At 55.3% G+C, this 23,639-nt stretch carries 22 protein-coding genes; 6 read left to right on the plus strand and 16 right to left on the minus strand.

Translation table 11 applies throughout. From position 1 onward, the window contains the following. The 3 genes from C173_RS12240 to C173_RS12250 all read right to left on the minus strand — a co-directional run. A partial coding sequence (locus C173_RS12240; protein ID WP_036725169.1) for an AAA family ATPase occupies nt 1–1,231 on the minus strand: 1,231 nt, incomplete at its 3' end. Further along, nucleotides 1,228–2,619, minus strand: coding sequence for a metallophosphoesterase family protein (locus C173_RS12245; protein WP_051478003.1), 1,392 nt, complete (start codon nt 2,617–2,619; stop codon nt 1,228–1,230). The genes C173_RS12240 and C173_RS12245, both read right to left, overlap by 4 nt. Before the next feature lie 4 nt (nt 2,620–2,623). Further along, nucleotides 2,624–3,760 carry a glycosyltransferase family 4 protein gene (locus tag C173_RS12250; RefSeq protein ID WP_036725171.1) on the minus strand — a complete coding sequence of 379 codons (1,137 nt, stop codon included), beginning with the start codon at nt 3,758–3,760 and terminating at the stop codon, nt 2,624–2,626. A 210-nt stretch (nt 3,761–3,970) separates the two neighbouring features. Here C173_RS12250 and C173_RS12255 point away from each other — a divergent pair, with 210 nt between their 5' ends. After that, the gene (locus tag C173_RS12255) at nt 3,971–5,377 is read left to right on the plus strand and encodes an RsmB/NOP family class I SAM-dependent RNA methyltransferase (protein WP_036725173.1); all 1,407 of its coding nucleotides are present in this window, start codon (nt 3,971–3,973) and stop codon (nt 5,375–5,377) included. A gap of 118 nt (nt 5,378–5,495) precedes the next feature. Beyond that, nucleotides 5,496–5,585 (plus strand): sporulation protein YjcZ, encoded by a 90-nt coding sequence (locus C173_RS34215; RefSeq protein ID WP_143803672.1) that lies wholly within the window; start codon nt 5,496–5,498, stop codon nt 5,583–5,585. A 400-nt stretch (nt 5,586–5,985) separates the two neighbouring features. Here the strand turns inward: C173_RS34215 and C173_RS12260 are convergent, their stop codons facing one another. From C173_RS12260 to C173_RS12285, 6 genes are all read right to left on the minus strand, one after another. Further along, complete coding sequence (locus C173_RS12260) at nt 5,986–6,783, minus strand: Cof-type HAD-IIB family hydrolase (protein ID WP_036725175.1); 798 nt, start codon at nt 6,781–6,783, stop codon at nt 5,986–5,988. A 352-nt stretch (nt 6,784–7,135) separates the two neighbouring features. Beyond that, nucleotides 7,136–7,885, minus strand: a complete 750-nt coding sequence (locus C173_RS12265) for a pseudouridine synthase (protein WP_036725177.1) — start codon at nt 7,883–7,885, stop codon at nt 7,136–7,138. Nucleotides 7,886–7,888: 3 nt separating this feature from the next. Further along, on the minus strand, nt 7,889–9,505 hold the full coding sequence (locus C173_RS12270; protein ID WP_036725178.1) for an RsmB/NOP family class I SAM-dependent RNA methyltransferase: 1,617 nt from the start codon (nt 9,503–9,505) through the stop codon (nt 7,889–7,891). Nucleotides 9,506–9,573: 68 nt separating this feature from the next. Further along, nucleotides 9,574–10,062, minus strand: coding sequence for a DUF309 domain-containing protein (locus tag C173_RS12275; RefSeq protein WP_327196449.1), 489 nt, complete (start codon nt 10,060–10,062; stop codon nt 9,574–9,576). Then, nucleotides 10,028–10,840 carry a GTP pyrophosphokinase gene (locus C173_RS12280; protein ID WP_036725183.1) on the minus strand — a complete coding sequence of 271 codons (813 nt, stop codon included), beginning with the start codon at nt 10,838–10,840 and terminating at the stop codon, nt 10,028–10,030. Before C173_RS12280 ends, C173_RS12275 begins: the two co-directional genes overlap by 35 nt. A 27-nt stretch (nt 10,841–10,867) precedes the next feature. Then, a complete protein-coding gene (locus C173_RS12285) occupies nt 10,868–11,962 on the minus strand; it encodes a quinone-dependent dihydroorotate dehydrogenase (RefSeq protein ID WP_036725185.1) in 1,095 nt (364 codons plus the stop codon). A 469-nt stretch (nt 11,963–12,431) separates the two neighbouring features. Between C173_RS12285 and C173_RS34655 the strand changes: the two genes are divergently transcribed. Next, complete coding sequence (locus tag C173_RS34655; RefSeq protein WP_200869536.1) at nt 12,432–12,569, plus strand: hypothetical protein; 138 nt, start codon at nt 12,432–12,434, stop codon at nt 12,567–12,569. On the opposite strand, the gene C173_RS12295 is transcribed toward C173_RS34655, so the two are convergent. The 3 genes from C173_RS12295 to C173_RS12305 form a co-directional block, all read right to left on the minus strand. Further along, the gene (locus C173_RS12295; RefSeq protein ID WP_036725188.1) at nt 12,566–13,993 is read right to left on the minus strand and encodes a L,D-transpeptidase family protein; all 1,428 of its coding nucleotides are present in this window, start codon (nt 13,991–13,993) and stop codon (nt 12,566–12,568) included. The genes C173_RS34655 and C173_RS12295 overlap by 4 nt on opposite strands. A 137-nt stretch (nt 13,994–14,130) precedes the next feature. After that, nucleotides 14,131–14,373 carry a ferredoxin gene (locus C173_RS12300; RefSeq protein ID WP_036702186.1) on the minus strand — a complete coding sequence of 81 codons (243 nt, stop codon included), beginning with the start codon at nt 14,371–14,373 and terminating at the stop codon, nt 14,131–14,133. A gap of 160 nt (nt 14,374–14,533) precedes the next feature. Next, nucleotides 14,534–15,826 carry a DNA polymerase IV gene (locus C173_RS12305; protein WP_036725190.1) on the minus strand — a complete coding sequence of 431 codons (1,293 nt, stop codon included), beginning with the start codon at nt 15,824–15,826 and terminating at the stop codon, nt 14,534–14,536. Nucleotides 15,827–16,021: 195 nt separating this feature from the next. Between C173_RS12305 and cimA the strand changes: the two genes are divergently transcribed. Next, entirely contained in the window at nt 16,022–17,641 is a 1,620-nt protein-coding gene (cimA, locus tag C173_RS12310; protein ID WP_036725192.1) for a citramalate synthase, read from the plus strand. A 95-nt stretch (nt 17,642–17,736) separates the two neighbouring features. On the opposite strand, the gene C173_RS12315 is transcribed toward cimA, so the two are convergent. The 4 genes from C173_RS12315 to C173_RS12330 all read right to left on the minus strand — a co-directional run bounded on the left by C173_RS12315 (nt 17,737) and on the right by C173_RS12330 (nt 21,927). Next, nucleotides 17,737–18,297 (minus strand): TlpA family protein disulfide reductase, encoded by a 561-nt coding sequence (locus tag C173_RS12315; protein WP_036725194.1) that lies wholly within the window; start codon nt 18,295–18,297, stop codon nt 17,737–17,739. Between the two features lie 376 nt (nt 18,298–18,673). Beyond that, on the minus strand, nt 18,674–19,423 hold the full coding sequence (locus C173_RS12320) for an exonuclease domain-containing protein (RefSeq protein ID WP_036725197.1): 750 nt from the start codon (nt 19,421–19,423) through the stop codon (nt 18,674–18,676). Then, on the minus strand, nt 19,420–20,493 hold the full coding sequence (locus C173_RS12325; RefSeq protein ID WP_036725480.1) for a DUF294 nucleotidyltransferase-like domain-containing protein: 1,074 nt from the start codon (nt 20,491–20,493) through the stop codon (nt 19,420–19,422). Before C173_RS12325 ends, C173_RS12320 begins: the two co-directional genes overlap by 4 nt. A 39-nt stretch (nt 20,494–20,532) precedes the next feature. Beyond that, entirely contained in the window at nt 20,533–21,927 is a 1,395-nt protein-coding gene (locus C173_RS12330) for an ammonium transporter (protein ID WP_036725199.1), read from the minus strand. 562 nt (nt 21,928–22,489) lie between these two features. Here C173_RS12330 and C173_RS12335 point away from each other — a divergent pair. Next, on the plus strand, nt 22,490–22,921 hold the full coding sequence (locus C173_RS12335; RefSeq protein WP_036725200.1) for a MerR family transcriptional regulator: 432 nt from the start codon (nt 22,490–22,492) through the stop codon (nt 22,919–22,921). A 34-nt stretch (nt 22,922–22,955) separates the two neighbouring features. Next, nucleotides 22,956–23,633 (plus strand): zinc metallopeptidase, encoded by a 678-nt coding sequence (locus C173_RS12340; protein WP_425355115.1) that lies wholly within the window; start codon nt 22,956–22,958, stop codon nt 23,631–23,633. Nucleotides 23,634–23,639: the final 6 nt, after the last annotated feature.

The following is a 23,639-nucleotide window of genomic DNA, read 5'->3' on the forward strand; positions in this document are numbered from 1 at the left end:
GCAGCTCCGCGCCCCGGGTCTCCATTTGCCGGTCATACCCGGCAAATGAGGCGGCATAACGCCGCGCGGCCTCCCGGTCCGCGGCGGCGGGGGTGAAGCCCGCAAGCTCTGCGGGATCCCAGCCTGCGCCAATGCTGCGCAGCAGGCGTTCCAGCTGCTCCCGCAGAGACGTCAGCTCCGCGGTAAGCCGCTGCTGCTCCGCCCGCTTGTCCTCATAGCTGCTGCGGCTGCGGTCCAGCGCTTCGAGCTCAGGCCCCTGCTCCGCAAGCAGAGGATCAGGAGGATTCGCCGCAAGCTCTGCGGTCAGCTCCGCCGTCAGCCGCTCCAGCCGGAACGCGGCGCCCTGAAAGCTGCGCAGATCGGCTGTAAGTGACCTCCAGCGCTCCGCCCCGTTATCCGGGAACGACGCGATCACGGGAAGCTCCTCCAGCTCCAGCCGGCCTTCGCTCCATTTCAGCCACAGCTCCCGGATGTCCTGCGCCTTACGCAGCTTCATCAGCCTTGCTCCAGCGAGCTCGCGGTCCAGCTTCATCTGCTCCAGCTGCTGCTCCGCAGCTTCCAGAGCCAGGGTGTTCCCGTTATATCTCGGCAGATAGGAGCGGCTCTCCGCTACCTCCTGCTCCAGCTTCCCGATAGACTGCAGAATCCTGGCCGCCTCCTGGACCTTGCCGCGCGGCTTGTAGAGCTTCTCGGCCTCCTGAACCAGACGCTTCTCTGCCCGCATAATCTCTCCGCCGCCGCCCATCCCGGCATGGAACAGGTAGCTGCTCATTTCCCCGGACTGCAAGGCACCCAGCTCCTGCAGCTCGTCAAGCGAGACAGCGAACAGCTGGCGGAACATACTCCGGGAGATGCCGCCAAGCAGACGCCGCTCCAGCTCCGCCTGACTCAGCTCCTCCGTACGGCCATCCGGATGGCTGAGTGCAATATGCAGCTTCTCTGCTCTGCCCGGCCCCGCGCCGCCGGATGCATACCTGCGGATAGTCCATAATGCGCCGGACTCATCCCTTGCTTCGAGCACCCCGCCGTGCGTTCCCCCTTGCAGCGGCTCGTACCGTTCAGCCGGATTCCCCCGGCCGGGGATGCCGTACAGCATAGCACGGATGAACTGCAGGGTCGTGCTTTTACCCGCCTCGTTGCGTCCGAACAGAACCGTGACCCCTTCATTCAGTCCGATCTCCCGCTGAGCCAGCCTTCCGTAGCCGTCTATCCGCAATGAATCGATCTTCATTCCTCTACCTCCCGGCCTTGCTGTCCATCGCCATCTCCTGCATCCCCAGCAGAATACGCCTTGCCTTCTTCCGCAGCATTCAGCGGCGTCCCGCCGGACTCTTCCAGTCCGCTCAGCAATGTGATTCCCAGCTCTGCTGCACCTCTCAGCCATTCCTGCTTCTCTTCGGCGCCTACGGATAATAGCAGTCTGCGCAGCTCCTGATTCTCCATCATCGGTCTCAGCGCAGTAGCGACCAGCTCGTCCAATTCTGCGGCATTCCCGCTACTGCGCCCGGCAAGCCGCAGCATTTCACCCAGGAAGCTGTCCTCCAGAAGCAAGTGCTCACGGTCAACCGCAAGTCCCGTTTCGATGGAGAAGCCTTCCGTCCAGACCAAGCCCGCATATTCCTTGCGCACCGCGCGCACCGTTTCCCGCCGCTGCAGCTCGGTGAGCAGATCATCGGCCGCCCCCTTCTCAGCCAGCACCTTATGTATATCGCCCCGCCCCGTCAGACGGAACCTGACCACAGACATCATCTGCGGGGTCTCGCTGCGGATATCCTCCACTGCATTCTCTACAGCGAGGGTCCACTCGGCCTCGTCAGTGAGCCCATCTATAGAGAGCTCGCGGACCTGCCAGCGCACACTGTCCAGTTCATGGAAATCCAGCCGGACTCCCCCTTCTGCACTGACATCAACCGTATAGCAGCCCTTGGGCCCGGTCTCCTTAATGCTTCTTCCTTGAATATTGCCCGGATAGACGATAGGTGGATGCTCATGCAGAATACTCCGCTTATGAATATGCCCCAGCGCCCAATAGTCATAGCCCCTGCCGATCAGATCCTTCCGGGTGCACGGGGAGTATGTCTCATGCTGCAGATCTCCGTCCACATTGCCATGCAGCAGGGCGATATGGAACAGGCTGCTGCCCGGCTGTCGGCTGAAGCGCAGAGCTGTATTCTCTGTTACTTTGGAGGTCGGGTAGGAGATGCCGCTGATCACAGCTACCTCCCGCCCGTCTTCCCGGCGGCGGGCGGTAACGCGCTCCGGCTCACTGCCGCCGAATACCGTAACATGGGCAGGCGGTGCCGAGCTAAGGCGCGGGCCGTCCAGCGGATCATGGTTACCATGGATCAGGAATACCTGAATCCCGTGGCGTCCAAGTTCCTCCAGGGCCTCCCGGAACCGGAGCTGCCCCTGAAGCGAGGCATCCGCGACATCGTAGACGTCGCCGCTAATGACCACGAAATCCACCTTTTGCAGAGTGGCTACGCCAACAAGCCGCCCGAGGGCGGCGAAGGTAGACTCCCGGAGATAGGAGCGGATATCCTGGGGGAGATGGGACAGACCGGCGAACCGGCTGTCCAGATGCAGATCCGCCGCATGCAGGAAACGAAAAGGAATCATAGCCTCACCCCTTCATTCCCGGCTGGAACTGCAGATAGGTTTTCTTCAGCTCATTGGCTACACGGGTCAGGGAGTAGAGGCTCTTTGCTTTATCCCAGGCCGAACGCGACAGCTCATAGCGGTAGCCGGGGTCCGTGATTACTTTTTCCAGGGCATCTGCCAGTCCCAGCTCATCATCCGGATTCACCAGCAGCCCGTTCACCCCGTCCTCAATCTGCTCGGGAATACCGCCCACATTCGTCCCGACCAGCGCCAGACAGCTCAGCGCAGCCTCGGCAAACACCGAACCGAACGCCTCCGCCCGCGAAGGCAATACGAAGATATCGAAGAACGGCATGAATTCCTCAGGATGCAGCGTATAGCCGTAAAAAATAGTCTCATTATAGATGCCCAGCTTCTGCGCAAGCTGCTCCAGCTCCGCCCGGCTCGGTCCGTCCCCGATGATATGCAGCACATATTCATGCCCCCGCTTCTTCAGCTCGGCACAGGCCTTGAACAGAATATCTATGCCTTTGGCCGGTACGAGACGGGTAACTGTGACCAGCTGCGGAATGTCATTCTCATGCGGGACAGGCTTGAACCGCTTCTCATCGAATCCGTTGGGAATGACTCCAATGCTGTCAGGCTGGTCAATATAAGGAGTCACATAATCGGCAAAAGCACGCGAAACCGTCATCAGCCGGTCACTCACCTGCTCCAGCTCCCGGTAAATCGCGACCAGGAACTGATGCTCAAGCCCCCCCTCCCGGATCAACCCGTTCAGAATCAATTCACGCTCATAGCTGGAGTGCAGCGTCTGAATCAAGGGAACATCAGGATAAATTCTCTTCATCGCCAGCCCTGCAATCGGATGATGGGCATGGATCAGATCATAATTTTTGCTCATACGCAGCTTGGTCCACCAGATGTAATCCCGGTAGGTCTGAATGTATTTTTGCACAACCTGACTTTCGCCGTACAGTGTCCAGTCGAAGGTCTCGAAGACGATGTCTTCGCGCCCCTTGCCCCGGATGCGCTTGGGCAGCCAGAACAAATCCATCTCCCAGCGGCTGGACCGGAAGCGTTCCTGCAGATAAGGGATCATAGAAGATACACCACCGGGCTGCTCCGGCGGGAAGAATAGCGCTTGCAGCAAGTTCATATAGGTACATCTCCCTTTACAATTGCCCTATTTACGGTGAAGCCCGGCAATTATGATATAGTTGTGTATATGTACAATTACAATTTCGGGTACTGCTACAGGTATAGGCACGCTAAGGTTCCATATCTTAATTTTATCGGTATCCACCAGAAACAGCAACTAAGATGACAGCTTTACTTATCTTGAACTTGGACTAGAGGAGAGTGATTTATGAATGAAGAACGACTGCCTGCCGCTTACACCGCCAATATTAGAGAGATGCTGGGGGATTCGGCGGACGCTTTTCTGAAGAGCTATCTTGCTGCGCGGACCCAGGGTCTGCGGTTCAATACTTTAAAAAGCAGTGTACCTTCCGGCCGCACCGCAGCGGAGCAGGCAATCTCACAATTCGGCCTGTCACAGGTAACATGGTGTCCGTCAGGCTTCTATTACGAAGACCCCGCTCGCCCGGGGAGACATCCGTATCATACCGCCGGACTATATTATATTCAGGAGCCCTCCGCAATGTCCGCAGCCGAGCTGCTTAAGCCGCTTCCCGGAGAGATCGTTCTCGACCTCGCGGCTGCTCCCGGCGGCAAAACCACCCATATCGCCGCACTGATGCAAGGGGAAGGGCTGCTCATCTCCAATGAAATTCACCCGGAGCGGGCCAAAATCCTGGCCGAAAACGTCGAGCGGCTCGGTATAAGCAACACGCTGGTTACCTCCGCAGCCCCTGGTGATCTCTCCAAAAGATTCCCTGAGGTGTTCGACCGCATTATGCTGGACGCGCCTTGCTCCGGTGAAGGAATGTTCCGCAAAGACCCTGCGGCGATAGACGAATGGTCCCCGAAGCATGTGGAGATCTGTGTAGCCAGACAGTGGGATATTCTGCAGGATGCGTATCTGATGCTGAAGCCTGGCGGCCATATGGTCTATTCGACCTGTACCTTCAACCGCCAGGAGAATGAGGAGACGATGGAGCGCTTCGTGCAGACCTATCCCGATATGGAGCTGATCGTTACGAAGCGGCTGTGGCCGCATCTGGAGCGGGGCGAAGGGCATTTCGTGGCCTTGCTGCACAAGGCGGCTTCAGCAGACCCGGCGGATTCCGCTCCGCGCAAGAGCCGGGGCAAGCGCGGTGAACGCGGCAGTGACGGTCCGAAGACAAGTGCTACGCTTAGGGAGGCCTATCAACAGTTCATGAGCTGGGCGGCGGCAGAGCTTCCCGGATTCGCCGATCGCGGCGTCCCGCTTCTCTTCGGCGAATCCCTGTATCTGCTGCCTGAGGCATTCAGTGGGCGGCTGCACACCGGGATACTGGACGGGCTCAAGGTGCCGCGTGCCGGACTGCATATTGCCCATCTTAAGAAAAACCGGATCGAGCCCGCCCACGCTCTGGCTATGGCACTCCGGCCGGATCAGGCGGCGCGCAGCTATGATATGCCTGCGGACGGCACGGAGATTCAGGCCTGGCTGCGCGGCGAGAGTCTGCCGGTTCCGCCAAGCCTGCATGGCTGGACGCTGGTAACCGTAGACGGCTTGCCTGTAGGCTGGGGCAAAGCCAGCTCCGGCCAGCTCAAGAATCATTTGCCCAAGGGTCTGCGGATTCTAAAAGCCCATCTTGACGAGGTTTAGGCAGTTGACCAGTTCATGAAGCCTCCCTACGCATATGATGTCATTATCCCATGGCAGTCCGCAGGACTTAATTAAGGCGGCAAGTGGGAACAGACATGAATCAAGGGAGGAATCAGACATGGGTGCAGGTGTAGGCTTCACTTCGACCGGTGCGATCTTGGTACTCTTCATATTGCTCGTAATCATTTCCCGTTCGTTGTTCGTCTAATTCCGCTATAAGCAGCACAGCACACGGACCTCAAGCAGCCCGCCCCCTTTAAGGGGGCAGGCTGCTTTTTCATCACTATTCAACAAATATTGCTTGCAGAGGGTTTACCGCGCCTTGATTAGGGTGCAAGGGGTAGGCTTAATTGTAATTCATACAACTAAATCGTCTGATATGCCGCCAAATCTCAGTTTAGCTGTATTTCGTACAACTAAAAGTCCTCCATACCTGGATTTTCGCCCTTTAGGGCAAATTTAGTTGTACAGACTACAATTAGAAGAGGGAGGACTTCCGTTTCACTGTTTCTAGTTGCACAGAATACACTTATCCTGTTTTTTCGCTACGAACGCAGTGGATCAGTAAGAGCCAAATCAATCATATGCTCCATAAATAGTTAGTGTTTTTACAAACAATATTTCACCAGCGCATCGCGCACACCGTTGGCATTATTGGTACCGGTGATCACATCTGCGGCTGCTTTGACCTCTACCGGAGAGTTATCCATCGCCACGCCCAGACCGGCATACGTCAGCATGGAGATATCATTATAATAGTTGCCGATCGACAGCACCTGCTCTTGCGGAATGCCAAGCTCAGCTGCCAGATGCTTCAGGGCATTGCCTTTGGAGGATTCCGGGTGCATGAGATCAACGAAGAACTCTCCGCTGCGCAGAATATTGTATTGCTCTCCCCAAGTAGCCCACTCCCGCTGCGCTTCATCCAGAATATCGGACTGTGTGAACACAGTGAATTTGACAATCGGTTCGCGGAACTCCTCCCAGGCTGGAAGGGATGCAGGCATAATCCGGAAATGCTCATACATAAAGTGGGCTTCCTTCGTCAGGTTCTCCACATTATCCACATACATCTCAAATGCCGTATTCACATCAAAATGGATATCACGCTCGCGGCAATAGGCGATATACGGGTCCAGCCCTCTGGCGTCCAGCCCGTACTGGTGCAGTACCTTACGGTCCTTGACACTCACCGTAGCCGCTCCGTTATGGCCCAGCACATACCCCGACAAGCCCATCTCCTCCATAAAAGGAATCGAATTCTGCGGACTGCGCCCTGTGCATAGTACAATCTGCCCGCCCTGACGCGTGACCTCAGCAACCGCCGCTTTGTTCTCTTCGCTGAGCTGATGATCATCATTCAGCAGTGTTCCGTCTACATCCAGTGCAATCAGTTTGTATTTCATACCCCATCATCCTATCTCTGTATAGTATACCGCCAGGCATTTTCCTGCTTCACCATTCATTGGAAGCTCATTGAGATCAAGCTGCTCCCGGCGTACCTAATCCCTATAAACTAAGTTTCCGTTTAACGGACTCCAAAGACGCTAATTCGGCACAAACGGTTATTTTAAGCGTCTAACGGACCCGAGTGTACTTATCTCCTCACCAGTGGTTGAAATTACGCCAAATAGCTGCCAATAAAGGCCGTGGAGTCCGTGAACAGGTGAAAATCAGCCTTTTTGCCGAAATAAGCGCAGTTGAGTCCGTTACCGGCAGTCAGGCAGTTAGGCTATCAGGCTGTCAGAGGTGTATCATCTAACGCTTCAGCAGCTCCAGCTCACGGGCCGTGAGCTCCCGGCAAGCTCCCTCGGGCAGAGTCTCGTCCAGCTTCAATTCGCCCATCGACACCCGCTTCAGGAACACTACCTTCTTCCCGACAGCTATGAACATCCGCTTCACCTGATGGAATTTGCCTTCTGTAATGGTGAGTGAGATATACGACAGCACGCGGCTGCCCCGTTCTCTGCTCAGAATGCTAAGCTGCGCGGGCAGGGTCACATAACCATCCTCAAGCGTAACACCCTCGGCAAAAGCAGCCACATCCGCCGCATCGACCTCACCCTCGACGGTGGCCTCGTAGGTCTTGGGGACATGCTTACGCGGGGACAGCAGTTCATGTGCCAGCTTGCCGTCATTGGTAAGCAGCAGCAGACCCACGGTATCCTTATCCAGCCGCCCGACCGGGAAAGGCTCGAACAGCGCATGCTCCTGCTTCAGCAGGTCCAGAACCGTGCGGTCCCGTTTATCCTCGGTGGCGGATAACACGCCCGGGGGTTTATTCATCATCAGATAGATGAATTCCCGGTAGAGGACCGGCTCCCCGCCAACCTCTATGCGGTCCTGCTGCGGGTCTACATGGAACCCGCTGTCTTTGACGACAGCTCCATTTACTGTGATCAGGCCCTGCTTGGCCTGCTTGCGGATATCGCTGCGCGAGCCGATCCCCATGTGGGACAGCACCTTGTCAATCCGTTGCTTCTTATTTGCATTTTCTCCTGTAGCCATACTCTAAGTCCACCTCCAGCCTGCGGGATATTCGTTCTTCAGCAGCCCGTCCTGCCATTTGCCCCAGCCTGCGCTGAAGCCGTCGATGCAGACGAGGGTATAGCCTTTGTAAGCATGTCCTTCCTTAACGGACAGACGCTCTGCGGGGATCGACAGGGTCTCCCCCTTCAGATAGGACACCGCTTCCCCGCTGGTGCTGGATAGCGATACCGAGCGGCTGCATTCCTCAGGACGCAGTGCTGTAGCGAGCGGATGACCGGGAATAAATCTGCCGCTCTTGATCTGCCCCACATACCAGCCCGGCCGAACCGTCTTCAGACCGTCCAGCGCTTCACGCGGCAACGGGGAGAGATATAGATGATCGCCGAACCATATGGCATGTCCGGGCGGCTGTGTCCCCAGCAGCTCTTGAATAAAGTCCGCATAGACCGCGAACCCTAGCGCTTCACCGCCAGTTCGCTGTGACTGCGGACCTGGACCCGTTCCGGCTCTACCAGAGCCGGAGCCGTGTCCAGATCCGCGTCCTCCCTTGCCGCCCCGGCCTTGATCTGCCCTGCCGGGAACTGCCTTACTGTGAAAGTCTGTTTTCGCAGCCTTGCTCCGGGGCGCGGCAGACAGACTTCTCTCTCTCTTATCATTTCGTGCTTTTACCTTCTCTAAAGTGTCTGCCACCGTAGCTCCATTCTCTGCTGCCCCGGCCTCAAATGCCTCGCTCGCAGGTCCGCCACTTCCGTCATGGCGCAATACAGCCATGAAATGCCCTTCCCCCTTGACCTTATGCGGCCACAGCCGCGCCGCACCCGGCAATGGGCCGAGTCCGGCAGCGAACGGGCCGGTTCCGCCTACGGGAACCAGCGAGAACTGCGGATGCCCGGACAGGAATCCGGCAATCATCTCCTCGTTCTCCTCCAGAGCGAACGTGCAGGTGGAGTACACCATAGTACCGCCGGGCTTTAGCGCTGAAGCTGCGGCCTGCAGAATCTCCCGCTGCATCTCCGCATATTTGTCCGGGGTTCCCGGCTCCCACTGTCTGACCATATCCTCGTCCTTGCGGAACATGCCTTCACCCGAACACGGCGCGTCGATCAGAATCCGGTCGAAGAAGCGGGGAAAGGCCGCCGCAATCCGCTCCGGGCGCTCATTCAGGACAATACCGTTCCGTACCCCGTACAGTTCCAGATTCTTGGCCAGTGCCTTCGTCCGTTCAGGATGCAGGTCATTCGAGACCAGCAGGCCTTCTCCTTGCAGCTTGGCGGCAATCTGGGTAGATTTACCGCCCGGGGCTGCGCACAGATCGAGCACACGGTCCCCCGGCTGAACGTCCAGCAGTTCAACCGGGGCCATGGCACTCGGCTCCTGAATGTAGTACAGCCCGGCATGATAATAGGGATGTTTGCCGGGTCTGGCTCCCTCTCCGGTATAGAAGCCCGAAGGGCACCAGGCAATCGGCTCCAGGGTGAAGGGGGAACGCCCCCGCAGCCCGTCCACCGTTATTTTCAGTGTATTGACACGGATTCCCCCGTAGGGTGACTGCTGATAGGTATCTGTAAATTGCTCATATTCCGGTCCCAGCAGCTCTTTCATACGCTGCGCGAAAGCTCCGGGCAGTTGTGCCGTCATGATGCCTTCCTCCCGCTCAAATAATCAGGAACACCCCTGCGGGTGCTCCTGTTGTAGCCTTACTATGGTCAAGCGCCATCCGGCCTGTTCCTCGGTCTGTCCGGCTGCTGCGGCCCGCGCCGCTGGGGCACCACAGGCTGAATGGACTCTGCCGCCAGCCTGACCTCTTCCTTCAGCACGGGATCTACGATGCAGATGGTGAGATCATAATAATCAAAGGGCTGATCTTCGTAAGCTTCCAGACGGGCAACATACGCTCCCGCTTCCCGGACCAGCTTCTCCAGATCAATACCAAGCGTCACCGCCGGATATCTGCCCAGTACTTCATGAGACTGCTTCAGCAGAATCAAGCCCCCGCGCACATTGGCATTACGGAAATGGTACAGCCCGACTGCCACCTGCAGCAGAGCTTTGTATAACGGATCACGCTGCTTTTCCAGCCATAATTCCTCAAGCACCTCATGACATTCGAAATAATCCCTGTCCCGGTTGAAGTAGATGAGGTAGGCCAGATACAACGGCTCATAAGCCATCCGGCTCGCTGCCCTTCTTGGCATTCGAGAGCAGCTCGCGCACATGGTCCAGCAGTTCCTTCATCGCATCCATATCCTGAGCCTGCCAGATCGCATTGAACCGTTCCTGGCTTTCAATCGCTTCATTCACAAGATGATAGAAATACAGCTGATGAATAGCCTTCAGCAGTTGGGTCGTCATGTTCGAGTTCTCCTCGAAGGTCTTCTGCGCTTCCAGAATCTCTTCCCGGATACTCGACATCTCGCTGTCCAGAATGGAAGCCGCTTCTGCTGCCGTCTTCAGGCGCACCCGCATTTCATCGGGCAGGCTCTCCCGGTATTTATAATTCAGCGAATGCTCAATGGTTGCCCAGAAGTTCATCGCCAGTGTACGGATTTGGATTTCAGCCAGCACAATCTTTTGACCAAGCGCAGTCTGTACCGGATACCGGATGATCATATGGAAGCTGCGGTAGCCGCTTTCCTTATAGTTGGTAATGTAGTCCTTCTCATATAACACTTCAAGATCCTTGCGGGCACGGATGTATTCCGCCACTCTGCGGATATCCTCGACGAACTGGCACATAATGCGAATGCCGGCGATATCCTCGATGCCCGTTTCCAGATCCTCCATTTTTACATTTAACCGTTTGGCCTTCTCAAGTATGCTAGACAGCCGCTTCACACGGCCGGTAACGAATTCAATCGGCGTATATTCTTCCCTTTTCTTGAGTTCAGAGCGCATCGTCTTGAATTTAACCTTCAATTCCTCCACCGTTTGTTCATAAGGAAGCAGAAAAGTTCCCCAGTCCCTGACGTCCATCGCCTTGTCCTCCTGTCCATTCATCCTTCAGTGATGATCAGCGCCTACCGCATCAAGGAGCCTCTCGAAGCCGTCCCGCCGCAGCAGCTGCCGTAGTCCGGCATGCACTCTGCGGTTAACCTCCGGCCCTTCATAGATGAGTGCTGTATAAATTTCGACCAGACTGGCGCCTGCCCGTATCTTATCGTAAGCATCCTGGGCTGTAAAAATCCCTCCCGACCCGATAATCGGCAGCTTGCCGCCCGTCTGGCTATAGATTCTGCGGATAATCTCTGTAGAACGTTCGCGCAGCGGCTGGCCGCTCAGCCCGCCCGTCTCACAGGCTTTGTCGCTCTGCAGCCCTTCACGGGAGAGGGTCGTATTGGTGGCAATGATACCGTCCATTCCGGCTTCCGTGATGGTATGTACCATATATTCCAGCTCAGCGTCACTGACATCGGGAGCAATCTTGACCAGCAGCCCCTTCGCGGCGCCCGTCTTCGCCCGCTGCAGCTCCATCTCTTCCTTAACCTCGCTAAGCAGGTTCGAGAGCTCGCTGCCATGCTGAAGACTCCGGAGATCCGGGGTATTCGGCGAGCTGATATTGACCACAAAAAAATCACCGTACGGATACAGCGTACGGATACACTTGCGGTAATCCTCATGTGCCAATTCATTCGGGGTGGCCTTGTTGCGTCCGATATTGACCGCCACCGGAATTCTGCGCTTCTTCAGCCTCTTGAGGCGTTCAGCCATGGCCTCCGCGCCTTCATTATTGAAGCCCATCCGGTTAATGAGCGCCTTGTCGGGCAGCAGCCGGAACAGCCGGGGACTGTCATTGCCGGGCTGGCCTACCGGAGTTACCGTGCCTACCTCCATAAATCCGAAGCCGATCGAAGAGAATCCTCCTACCGCTTCTGCATTCTTATCCAGTCCTGCCGCTAAGCCCACTGGGGTCGGGAAATGTACCCCGAACAGATCCACCGCAAGGTCAGCTGTCTCAGGAACCCCGTACATGAGGCGCATAGCCGCGCTCCCGCCGGGAACCAGATCTGCTTTATTCAGTCCGCCGATGACGAGATGATGCGCCGTCTCCGGGTCCATTTTAAAGAAAATCGGTTTACCAAAATGTCGATACAGCACCGTTCTCGCTCCTTTAAGGGAACCACAATTGACATAACGACTCCCGTATCTATAGGTTTCTTCTTAATTTTATCCGTTTCCGGGGGAAAAGAAAAGTTTTTTGCCGCAGCGATTGTCCCCTCCCTGCCGCACTTGCTTCACGCCGCCGCCAATTCTCACTGATTCCCCGTAATTTCAATTCCGTCCGCAGTACGCAGATGATTCCTTGCCCAGCATCATAAATAAACAGCCTCTCTCCTGCTTCTGTGTTCTTCACGCTCCAGCATAAAACCTTCCTTATGATACTCCAGCCGGTATTCCTCTGTATAGACCAAGACTTCCGCCAGCCAGTCCCTACCGTAAGAGATTGCAGCTAGACTTGTCTTTTCATCCAGACTAGAATAGAGGAGCGGGTACAAGTTCCATGCACCACCACCAATCCTCATATGTAAGGGTTATCACAGACTAAGAGAGAAAGAAGGGTGACCAAATGTCAACGAAACGCAAGCCTCCCACACTCCAGCAGAAAAAAGAAGAAGTGAACCGCAAAGCCATTCTGTGGATCAGCGCCAGTCTGGTACTGCTGATTGCGCTTATCGCCGTTTTATTTGTCTTTGTCGGGAATTAGTTCAGCCAATGGTACACTTTATGGGGGTTGGTCTGATTACGGGGCGAATCCGAAGGGAAACGTTCCTCCGGTACGACAAGCTCCTCAGGCAGAACCCCTTGACTGATTTGAACCTTCGTGCCCATCGGCACCATGGCGAACAATTCCTCCACATCCTTCCGGCTCATCCGGATACACCCCAGCGACTCATCCTTGCCGATGCTATCCGGCTCATTCGTCCCGTGAATCGCATAATTACTGTCCGAGAGCTGCATACCGCGGCTGCCGAACTCCCCGTTATCGCGCCCGTTCGGGTTCACGACCTTTTCCTTAATGAAGAACTCCCCTTCAGGGGTCTTATCTCCGCCGAGTCCTACGGCATAATTCCGTAAAATCACATTGCCGCTGGTGACCGCCAGACGGTGGTTTTGCTTATCTACAATAATAGCAAGCGGTTCTTTGAAAAAAAGCTTCTCCCCCGGCCCCTCCGCCGGACCTCCGCCGCCCGTCTGCTCTTGCCCCGGAATACCTGCATCTTGTCCGCCGGACGGCTGCGGTGATGCTGAGAACAGCGGCGCCTCTCCCCGTGCGGCTCTGCGCAGAGGTGCGAAGGCTTCCTTCATCAGCGGGGTGATGCCGCCCAGCACGTTCGCCGGGAACGGCTTCACTAATTCCTGCACCGCTTCGGGATATGCTCCCTTGCTGCTCTTGTACGCACGCAGCGCACTCCAGAGCACAGCCAGCTCCTCCTGCTGCTTCTGCCAGCCCAGCCCCTGCTGCTTAAGCTCCGCCGAATCCGGCGGCTGGCATGCGCACGCTGCCGGATTATAGGACTGATAGACTATACGCCCTTCTCCGCTCTTGGCAAGAGTAGCCTCCAGCGGCAGCCCTTTCTTCCACAGCAGCCATTTGCCCGAGCGCTTCATACCGAGCAGTGCGGTGGCGGAAGGCGTCTTCGCCGACTTCAGGATGGCTGCCAGGCCCCCGCCCCCCGCAGCAGCATCCGCCGCTACCGCCGTGAAATCCAGACTTGCCGGTTCTTGCGGACTTCCCTGCGTCTCTGCGGCTGTCTCCGGCAGCACGGCTGAGACCGCTTCGACCGGGGCAGCTGCACCCTTACTGTCCGGCAGAATCCCCGGTGCGACGGCAGCCGGAATAAGCATGAGCAGCAGCAGCATTAGAGCCAGCAGCACCCGGCGCTTCCTGAGCCTCGCGGTCTGCCGTTCCCGGGCCGATTCCAGCAGCCCTTCCTCGTACTGCTGCAGCATTTCCGCGGGCACCTTGCTGCGTTCAAATGCCTCATACACTTCCCCGGCCTGATTATAGCAGTAATTCGCTTTTCCATACTGCCCGTTCTTATAGTATTCCTTACCAAGCAAGTACCATGCCATCTTATTATCCGGATGCATCTGTACATAGGCTTTTAGATGCTGAGCATTCTTCATGTTGGCCTCCACTATTGGTGGTATGGTTATGTATTCGTATGTATCTTCTATTGTATATCGGCAGGGAATGCAAAAAAAGACACCTCAAGCCGCATTTATCGCGGTCCTGAGATGTCTTTTATGGAGACGGCAGAAGCTTAGCCCTCTTTGTTGAAAGGTGCATCTGCAATCTTAATGGAATCTGTAGGGCATCCGTCAGCTGAATCCTGCAGGTCATCGAACAAGTCGTCCGGAATCACAACATTACCGTGGTTGCCGTCGTTCTCATAGATCACTTCTGCCAAACCTTCGTCATCATAATCAAAAATATCAGGGGCCGTCGCGCCACAAGCACCACAAGCGATGCATGTGTCCTTCTCGACCCAAGTGTACTTAGCCATTTTTTTCTCTGCCTCCCGCTTAACTATACAGCCTGCAGTCGCAGCCTGTTATTTTTCTCATATTAATATAAATAGGATACAATTTCAATGAATTTTCAATGTGTTGACATTATTGCCTCATTCTCAGGGATGCTCCAAGCAGCTGATCCCGGGCCTTAATTCACTCTATCTCCTTGTCTGCGCCGCCCAGATTGTCCTTCTGCAGCGAGGTGCCCCGCTCCTTATGGTTACGCAGCCGCGCCGAGTGGCTGTCGCTCAGCATCCCTGCGGTCAGCACCGCATTCTCGCCGAACTTGTTACGCAGCATGTCCATCGCCTTATTAAGCGACTCCTTCTTCGGCTGCCGCTCGTAGTCGAACAGGTCCAGCTGAATAGCCGACTCCTCTTTGGGCATCAGCCCTTGGAGCGTTACCCCCAGCAGCCGCACCGGCTTGTCGCCCTTCCAGTGGCGCGCGAACTGGTCGCATGCTACCTTATAAATGTCCTCGGCGCTCTCGGTGGGAGCCTCAAGCTGCCGGGAGCGGGTGATCGTCTTCATATCCGGCGTGCGGATCGTCAGCTGTACCCCCGCTGCAACCAGCCCCTGCTTCCTCAGCCTCCGCGCAACCTGATCGCTCAGGTTCAGCAGAATCGGGCGCGCCTCAGCCAGCCCTACCACATCATGCGGCAGCGTGGTTGTATGGCCGATGGATTTGCTCTGCTCCCGCTCAGGATTCACGATCCCGTGATCAATCCCGTTCCCCGCCCGCTTCAGCCAGGCGCCCATGACACCGAAATGGCCGACCAGCATCGCCTCGTCCGCGGCTGCCAGCTGTCCGATGCTGTAGATGCCCAGCTTGCGCAGCTTCTCGGCCGTCTTGCCGCCAATGCCGAACATCTCATTGCACGGCTTGTCCCACAGCACGGACGGTACATCGCGCAGCCGCAGCACGGAGATGCCGCTGGGCTTCTTCAGATCAGAAGCAATCTTCGCCAGCAGCTTGTTGGGGGCAATCCCGATGGAGCAAGGCAGACCCAGCTCCTCCATAATCCGCCGCTGCAGCGCCTCGGCAATCTCCGGCGGCGTTCCAAATTGGCGGGAGCCGGTGATATCGAGATAGCATTCGTCTATGGAGACGGCTTCGAGCAGCGGAGTATAGCTGTAGGCAATCTGCATGAATGCATTGGAGTACTTGCGGTATAGATGAAAATCCGGCTTAATAAGCATTAAAGACGGACAAATCCGCAGCGCCCTCTGCACCTGCATGCCCGTGGAGATGCCCAGCCTGCGCGCGGCGTAGGAGCAGGTGACGATAATTCCCCTTCTAGCCTCCACGCTGCCCGCCACCGCTGTCGCCTTGCCTTTATATTGCTCCGGATCTTCCGCCTCATGCACAGAGCAGTAGAAGGCATTCATGTCCACATGCAGAATAACCCTGCCGCTTGCCGGATAATATTGATCCACACTCTGCATGGCATCCACCTTCTTATCTTCCGGGTTCCATTGTTATTGTCAGCATACCTCTACCCCGGCGGAAGGTCAACTTGCCAGAGAGGCGCTTGTGACAGCGGGGTGAAAAGTTCTTTGTTACTTTCCCGCGTAAAAATGCTATAATATAAAAATTAATTTCCTATGCGAAGGCTAATAACACTTTTTAGGAGGACACTCATGTCTAAGTCTATCTCCATCTTCGATACTACCCTGCGCGACGGAACACAAGGCGAGGGGATCAGTCTGTCGGCGGATGACAAGCTGAAGATTGCCAGGAAACTCGACGATCTGGGTGTCCATTATATCGAAGGCGGCAATCCGGGAAGCAACAACAAGGACATCGAATTTTTCAAAAGAGTCCAGGAGCTTCATCTGAATGCCAAGATTACCGCATTCGGAAGCACCCGGCGTAAAAACACTGTAACCGAGCAGGACGAGGGGCTGCAGCGGATAATTAACGCTGGCGTTCCGGCGGCTACCCTGGTAGGAAAATCGTGGGATTTCCATGTTCATACTGCCCTGCAGACCACCCTGGAAGAGAACCTGGCCATGACCTTCGACTCCATCTCCTATTTGAAGCGTAAGGGGCTTGAGGTCATCTTCGATGCAGAGCATTTCTTCGACGGCTTCAAGAACAACCCTGAATACGCCGCTGCTGTTCTCACCCGTGCCCGCGAGGCAGGAGCAGACTGGCTGGTGATGTGCGATACGAACGGCGGCACCCTGCCGCAGGAGATTCATGATATTGTGACAAGCATCGGCGTGCTGCTCCCGGAAGCATCGCTCGGTATTCATACACACAACGATTGTGAGCTTGCGGTTGCCAACACCCTGAGCGCAATCGGTGCCGGTGCCCGGCAGGTTCAGGGGACCATTAACGGCTATGGCGAGCGCTGCGGCAATGCCAATCTGTGTTCCATCATTCCAACACTTCAGCTTAAGATGGGCTATCACTGCATCCCTGGCGATTCCCTGCCGCAGTTAACCAACACGGCCCGGTTCATCAGTGAGGTTGCCAATGTGAATATGCCGGTGAATCAGCCTTATGTCGGCACAGCCGCATTCGCCCACAAGGGCGGCATCCACGTATCTGCCATTTTGCGCGATTCACGGACGTACGAGCATATCGCCCCTGAGCTGGTCGGCAATAAGCAGCGTGTTCTGGTCTCCGAGCTTGCCGGACAGAGCAACGTGCTGTCCAAGGCGCAGGAGATGGGACTCAGCCTTGATCCAAGCAGCGAGCAGGCGCGCAAGGTGATTGACAAGATCAAGAATCTTGAACACCAGGGGTATCAGTTCGAAGGCGCGGATGCTTCGCTTGAATTGCTGCTCCGGGAAGCGACCGGCGAGATGAATGAGCTGTTCACCTTCGAGTCGTTCAAGATGCTGGTTGAGAAGACCGCCGGCCGCCCGGTCGTCTCCGAGGCCTTCGTCAAGCTGAAGGTCGGCGGCGAGAGCCTGTACACCGCCGCCGAAGGCAACGGACCAGTCAACGCGCTGGATAACGCACTGCGCAAGGCGCTGCAGACCTACTTCCCTCAGCTTAAGGATATGCACCTCTCCGACTATAAGGTACGTGTGCTGGATGAACAGGACCAGACTGCCGCGAAGGTGCGCGTGCTGATTGAATCCAAAGACTATAGCGACACCTGGAACACGGTAGGCGTGTCCAGCAATGTGATCGAAGCGAGCTGGGAGGCCCTGGTCGATTCTATGAGATATGCCCTTCTGGGACAGATCTCACTGGAGCAGGACATCCAGACCAGCAATGAACCGAGAGGTCTGGTCAATCACTGACCTCCTTGGCTTCGCTCTATGCACTCCAAAAAGCCCTCCGCTGCGGAACTTTCTCCGCGCAGGAGGGCTTTTCACTATGCGGCTGATCGCCGGTGCTAAGAGCCAGTCAGCGCAATAATCTTTTTCTCCAATTCCTCTGCGCTCAGGACCCCCAGAATAATCTCGCTGATGACTCCGTTCTTATCAATCAATACATTGGTCGGGAACACCGCCCCGTTATACTTGTCGAAGATCTGGCCCTTTAGATCATACATTACCGGAAAGGTCAGCATGTACTTCTTGACGAAGCGTTCCGCATTAGGCTTGTAATCCTGGCTGGTCACGTTAATTCCGTATACATCCAGCACCTTGCTGTATTTCATAGCCAGCTTATTCAGCTCAGGAGCCTCCTGCCGGCAAGGATCGCACCAGGAGGCCCAGAAGTTAAGAATCACCGGCTTCTCCCTTGCCCCGTCGACGCCATATTGCTTATCCCCTTCCTGCACTGTAAAAGGAGGCGCTTTGAGTCCGGCAGATGCACCAGTCTCCGGTTCCGCCGTCTGCTGCAGGACCGCAACCGCCTTAGGCTCCGATTTCACTTTATGTTCTATGGCAAGAACGGCCAGAAAAACAATCAAGGCCAGAATCGTTACATTCCGTTTATGGACTGCTTTCATAGAGTTCAGATCCTTTACATGGAGGATTTTTCTCTATTGTACCCCCACTTGCTCCAGTTTCAAACGTAATTTACATAAAAAAGAGGATTCCGTCAAAGACGAAATCCCATGAAGAGAGAGGGGTAAAGCTGACAGCGGCCCAGGGAAGCCCCCGGCTGTTCAGACCGGACTCATCCGTACAGCAGAGGCTGGGGAAGCTTCTGCTGCCCGGCTGCCGCAGGAGACCTGCGGACAGCTGCTGGCGCTGCCGCAGCGGGTGGCATGTGTATTGGCCTAAGGCCGATACGCAACGTAGCGCCTGACCCGCCGCCTTCCTGATATACCTTAATTAGTCCCCGCTTTGCACTGCAATCCGGCTAGTCTTACACAATAGCCCTCATGTCCTGCTTAGATAGGCATACAAGTCGCCTAATGTATCTACCTGATTCTTTTGTAAGATCTGGCGGATGTAAGCTACCCACAGCTTCGCCGTCATCTTGGCATCCTCCAGCGCATGATGGCGGCCCTCAATGGGAATCTCATGAACCGCCAGCAGCTCATCCAGCGTGTAATTGCTGCGGTGCGGCTCCAGCCAGCGGGCCAGCATCATCGTATCCAGCACCCGGTGGGTTAACTGGACCTTGGAGGTCTTCCATAGGGCGGCATTCAGGAACGCCTTATCATGGGCACTTCCGTGCGCCACCAGCACCCGCTGCCCGACGAAGGACATGAAGTTATGCAAGCCGTCCATCAGCGGCGGAGCAGAGGAGGTCATCTCTGCTGAGATTCCGGTCAGTCTCGTAATATTGTCCGGAATCGTTGCCCCGCAGTTCACCAGTGTATAGAAGCATTCCTCTGCCTTGATCTCTTCCCCGACCACCCGGATCGCCCCGATGGACATAATCTCATCCCCGCCCTGGTGGGAGAAGCCCGTAGTCTCCAGATCGAATATCACCGTCTCCAGTTCAGACAGCGGAGTATGCAGCACCTCGGGACGCCGTTTCTCGCGCATCAGAGAACGGATAAAGGCCATTTGCTGGGCTGTCTGCTGCGCCGATTCCCCGCCTCTCATGGAAGCGATGGCGGAGGGCATTCCGCCTTGCCGCAGATTATTCCAGAATCCTCCGCCCTTGCTCGGCTCCTTCATAGCTGTCTCCTTTCCGCTGACCGGAGCTGCCGCTGCAGCGCCTTATGCAGGCGTCTGATCAGCAGCAGGCTTTCCCGCAGCTCCGCCCGGAGCTGCTTATTCTTCAGATCATACTCGGCATAATAATCGCTGCTCACGAGCAGGCCATCCGTCACCGTAAACGGCGTGTTCACCCGCATCCTGAGCGCCGTCAGACAAGCGCGCCTGATCTCTTCCAGATGCTGATACTGCTCCAGCTTAGCCAGCTCATCAAGCCGCTTCAATGTCGAAGATGCTTCGATTCCGTGCAGCAGCGACAAATGCCTGACAATATTGACAAGCGGAATGTAGAGGCCATATTTGACATCGAAGCCGCCGGCATTATCACCGAACCGTTCCGTGAGCACCTGCCCCAGCAGATTCAGCGTCGCTTTATGGCGCACCGTATTGCGCAGTACCGCCATCGTCAATTTGCTGTTATCTGTGAATCCGGCATGCAGGGCTTCCCGCCACTGCGCAGACAGTGCCTCACTTCCCGCTACATGACGCATATCCGAAGCTATAATCAGGTACCGGACAGGCTCCCATTCGAGCTGCTCCATCCAGTCAGACAGCTGGCGCTTCCAGTCTGCCAGTGACTTCCGCCAGAGCGGCTCAGAGCACATGACCCTGCCCTCGCATTTCTCATAGCCAATCGCCTCAAGCACATCCGACAGCATGCTGCCAAAAGCTTCGAAATACCTTTTCCGCTCACCCTCCAGCGCTTCCTCTACAATTAAGCCGTTATCCTGATCGCTCCACAGCGTAGCCTCCTGCCGGCCCGCACTGCCGAATACAATAAAGGAATAGGCGCAGGGAGGCAGGCCGTAGCCCGCCTCCTTCATCTGCGCCTCACATATGCGTACCGCCGTCCCGGCAAGCTGGTCATGCATCGCATTGACCCGGTGCATCCATACCTGAACGGGAATCACGCCAAGCTGCTCCAGCAGCACTTGTTGACAAGCGGTACGCCTCGCCTTAAGCTCCTCCGGCGAACCGGCTGTTACGATGGACAAGTAACTTTCTTCTTCGTTCCAATCTGCTGCCTCCATCGAAGCCACTCGGTCCGCCTCCCTGCCTGAGTATAAATATTAGTGTTTGAGGGTTTTGGATTCTGATTCACTAATCAGCTTCATTTGCTCAGGATAACCGTACGTACCATGCTCACTGATATCCAGACCCATCAATTCTTCTTCTTCCGTTACACGGATACCCATAACCATCTTCATTACATACAGGATGACGAAGGACATCACAGCTACGAACACGAAGGTTCCGACTACACCCAGTGCCTGCACACCGAGCTGATGGAAGCCGCCGCCGTAGAACAGACCTGCTTTACCTACAAGTGCGCCTTGTTCAATCAGATCAGGTGCTGCGAAGAGGCCTGTAGACAACGCCCCCCACATACCGGCGATACCATGTACAGAGAAAGCATAGATCGGATCATCCAATCCTGCACGTTCCAGCCACTGCGAGGTCATGAAGGTAAAGGCACCGGCAATGAGACCGATAATGATGGCTGCCCAAGGCTCTACGAAGGCACAGGCACCGGTGATGGCAACCAGAGCTGCCAGTACGCCGTTAAGCATGGCCGGAATATCGGATTTGCCGAAGTACAGCCAGGAAGCTGCCAGTGCTGCCAGACCGCCTGCCGCCGCTGCAATGTTCGTAGTCAGCGCTACGTGTCCGAAGAATCCGCCCATAGGGGACAACGCGCTGCCGGGGTTGAAGCCGAACCAGCCGAACCAGAGAATGATAACACCAAGTACAGTGAAGACCTGGTTATGACCCGGAATAATAACCGGCTTGCCTTCTTTGTTGAATTTGCCAAGACGGGGCTTGAGGAGAATGGTCGCCACTACAGCCGCCGTTGCCCCTGTAAGATGGACTACTGTAGAGCCTGCATAATCCTGCATGCTCAGCTCTGCCAGCCAGCCGCCGCCCCATACCCAGTGAGCTACAACCGGATAAATCACAACCGAGAAGAGAATTCCGAAGATAATATATACGCTAAGCTTAGCACGTTCAGCCATACCGCCGGATACAATCGCCAGGGAGACTGCCGCAAATGCCATTTGGAACAGGAATTTCGTATTTAGTGTAACATCGGAGAAGGCCAGGGATTCAAATGCGGAGGCTGTAGAATCTCCGCCGTAGAAGAAGCCTGTAGTTCCGAAGAAGCTGTTGCCGTTACCGAAGCCAAGGCCAAAGCCCAGTGCCCAGAAGCACAAGCTTGCAATCGCCAGTGTCAGTACCGTCTTACCGGCCACGTGACCGGCATTCTTCATCCGGACCGAACCAGCCTCAAGTAATGCGAATCCTGATTGCATGAAGAATACAAGGATAAATGCCAGGAACGTAAATGCAGTGTCGAGTCCAATCTGCAGATCCGGTGCTGCTGGACCCTCAGCCGCGAAGGCGCTGACCGGATAGATCATTAGTGTAATCATACCCAGGAACATCATCAACATCTTTTTTTTCATAGTGTACCCCACTCCCCAATGTTATATTTTCTAACAAAGCGTGAAACTCTTAATGTCATTATAATCAGAAGTCAGGTAAATTGACAAGACTATTTTTTTGAATGCTTTAATTTAATTTTGGAAGCTGCGCTTTTCTTCACTCAAGGACTATTCCCGAGCATGATTACCGGTAACCCGGCACGAGTAGCGCGCTTCCTTACGTACCAGTTATGCAAACGTATACAGTCAACAGAGCTTTTTCCTAAGTTTCATACTGTATTTTTATTAATGTCTATTAGTAAACATGCCTTTTATTATCCCTTGATCACACCAAACCGTACCCTCCGCTCACCGTGATCCTGATGATTTCCAGATGAGCTGGGCGCTCAATCATATAACACGTCATGTCATGTTTTACATGGATTCTTCTCCTCTAAGGAATATTCCCGCTTCGATTGCCTCCCCAGCATCTTTATGAAAAGTCAGCATATACTTTAAAGTAAGCGTCACGTTTGACTGTACGGTTTCCAATTTGATATGATTATTTTACGCAGGAAATAGCGAGGTGAGATAACTTGGAGATATGACCCTTTACCGGATCGGAGAGCTGGCCAAGGCGGCCGGCATCAGTGAACGTACCATTGATTATTATACGAAGCTTGGACTGATTACACCGGAATCCAGGAGCATGAAGAATTACCGGCTCTATAGTCATGAAACCTTAGTCGTTCTTCAACGTATTAATCAGCTTAAGCAAGAGAAATATACATTGGAAGAAATCAAATCCCTGATGGGCAAGTGGAATGCAGCCACACCTGAGGCTGAGGTCTCCGGCAAGCTGGTCCAGCTCGAGCTTCAGATGCAGCAGCTAGAACGGGAAGTGAAGGCCCTGGAGCCCGTGATAAGCGGTTTGAAGCCTGGCCAGGCCAACCGGGCACTGGCAGCCCTGATTCCTCAGGGTGTCGCCTGTATGGAAGCGATCCGGCTTCTGCTGACCCAGGGACCGCCAATGTAACAGCTTGTAATTTATAATGGAGGAATGAGCACATATGATGCCACTAATGTATCTGTTGTTAGCTGTCGCTTTTATCTTTTCTGTATGGGCCCAGTTCAGGGTCAAGGGCAATTTCAAGAAATGGGCCAAGGTGCCGAACATGAACGGCTTAACGGGTTATGAAGCTGCCCGGCGTATGCTGGATGCCAACGGACTCTACGATGTTCCCATTGAACCGGTTCAGGGAACCCTTACAGACCACTACGACCCGATTAACCGTGTTGTACGGCTGTCGGAGCCTGTATATTATGAAAGCTCCATCGCAGCGGTCTCCGTCGCTTGTCACGAGATCGGCCATGCGATTCAGCACAAGGAGCATTATCCGATGCTGGCGCTGCGCCACCGGATGTTCCCGGTCGTAAACTTCGCCTCCGGGGTCGCTCCCTTCATGCTGCTTGCAGGCTTTATCTTCAGCTCGTTCAACCTTATCGGGCTCGGCATTATCTTCTTCTCTGCCGCAGTAGCCTTCCAGCTCGTCACGCTGCCCGTTGAATTCAACGCCAGCAGCCGCGCGCGCCGGATTATGGTACAGCAGGGCTTCATCCGTAATGATGAAGAGCGCGGCGTAGCCAAGGTCCTGAACGCCGCAGCGCTCACCTATGTGGCAGCAGCGCTGGTATCTCTGATCGAGCTGATCCGCCTGATCCTGATGTTCCTCGGTAACCGCGATTAAGATCTA

Origin of the sequence: Paenibacillus sp. FSL R7-277 (assembly GCF_000517965.1) — a bacterium.
Classification (GTDB): Bacteria; Bacillota; Bacilli; order Paenibacillales; family Paenibacillaceae; genus Paenibacillus_AQ; species Paenibacillus_AQ silagei.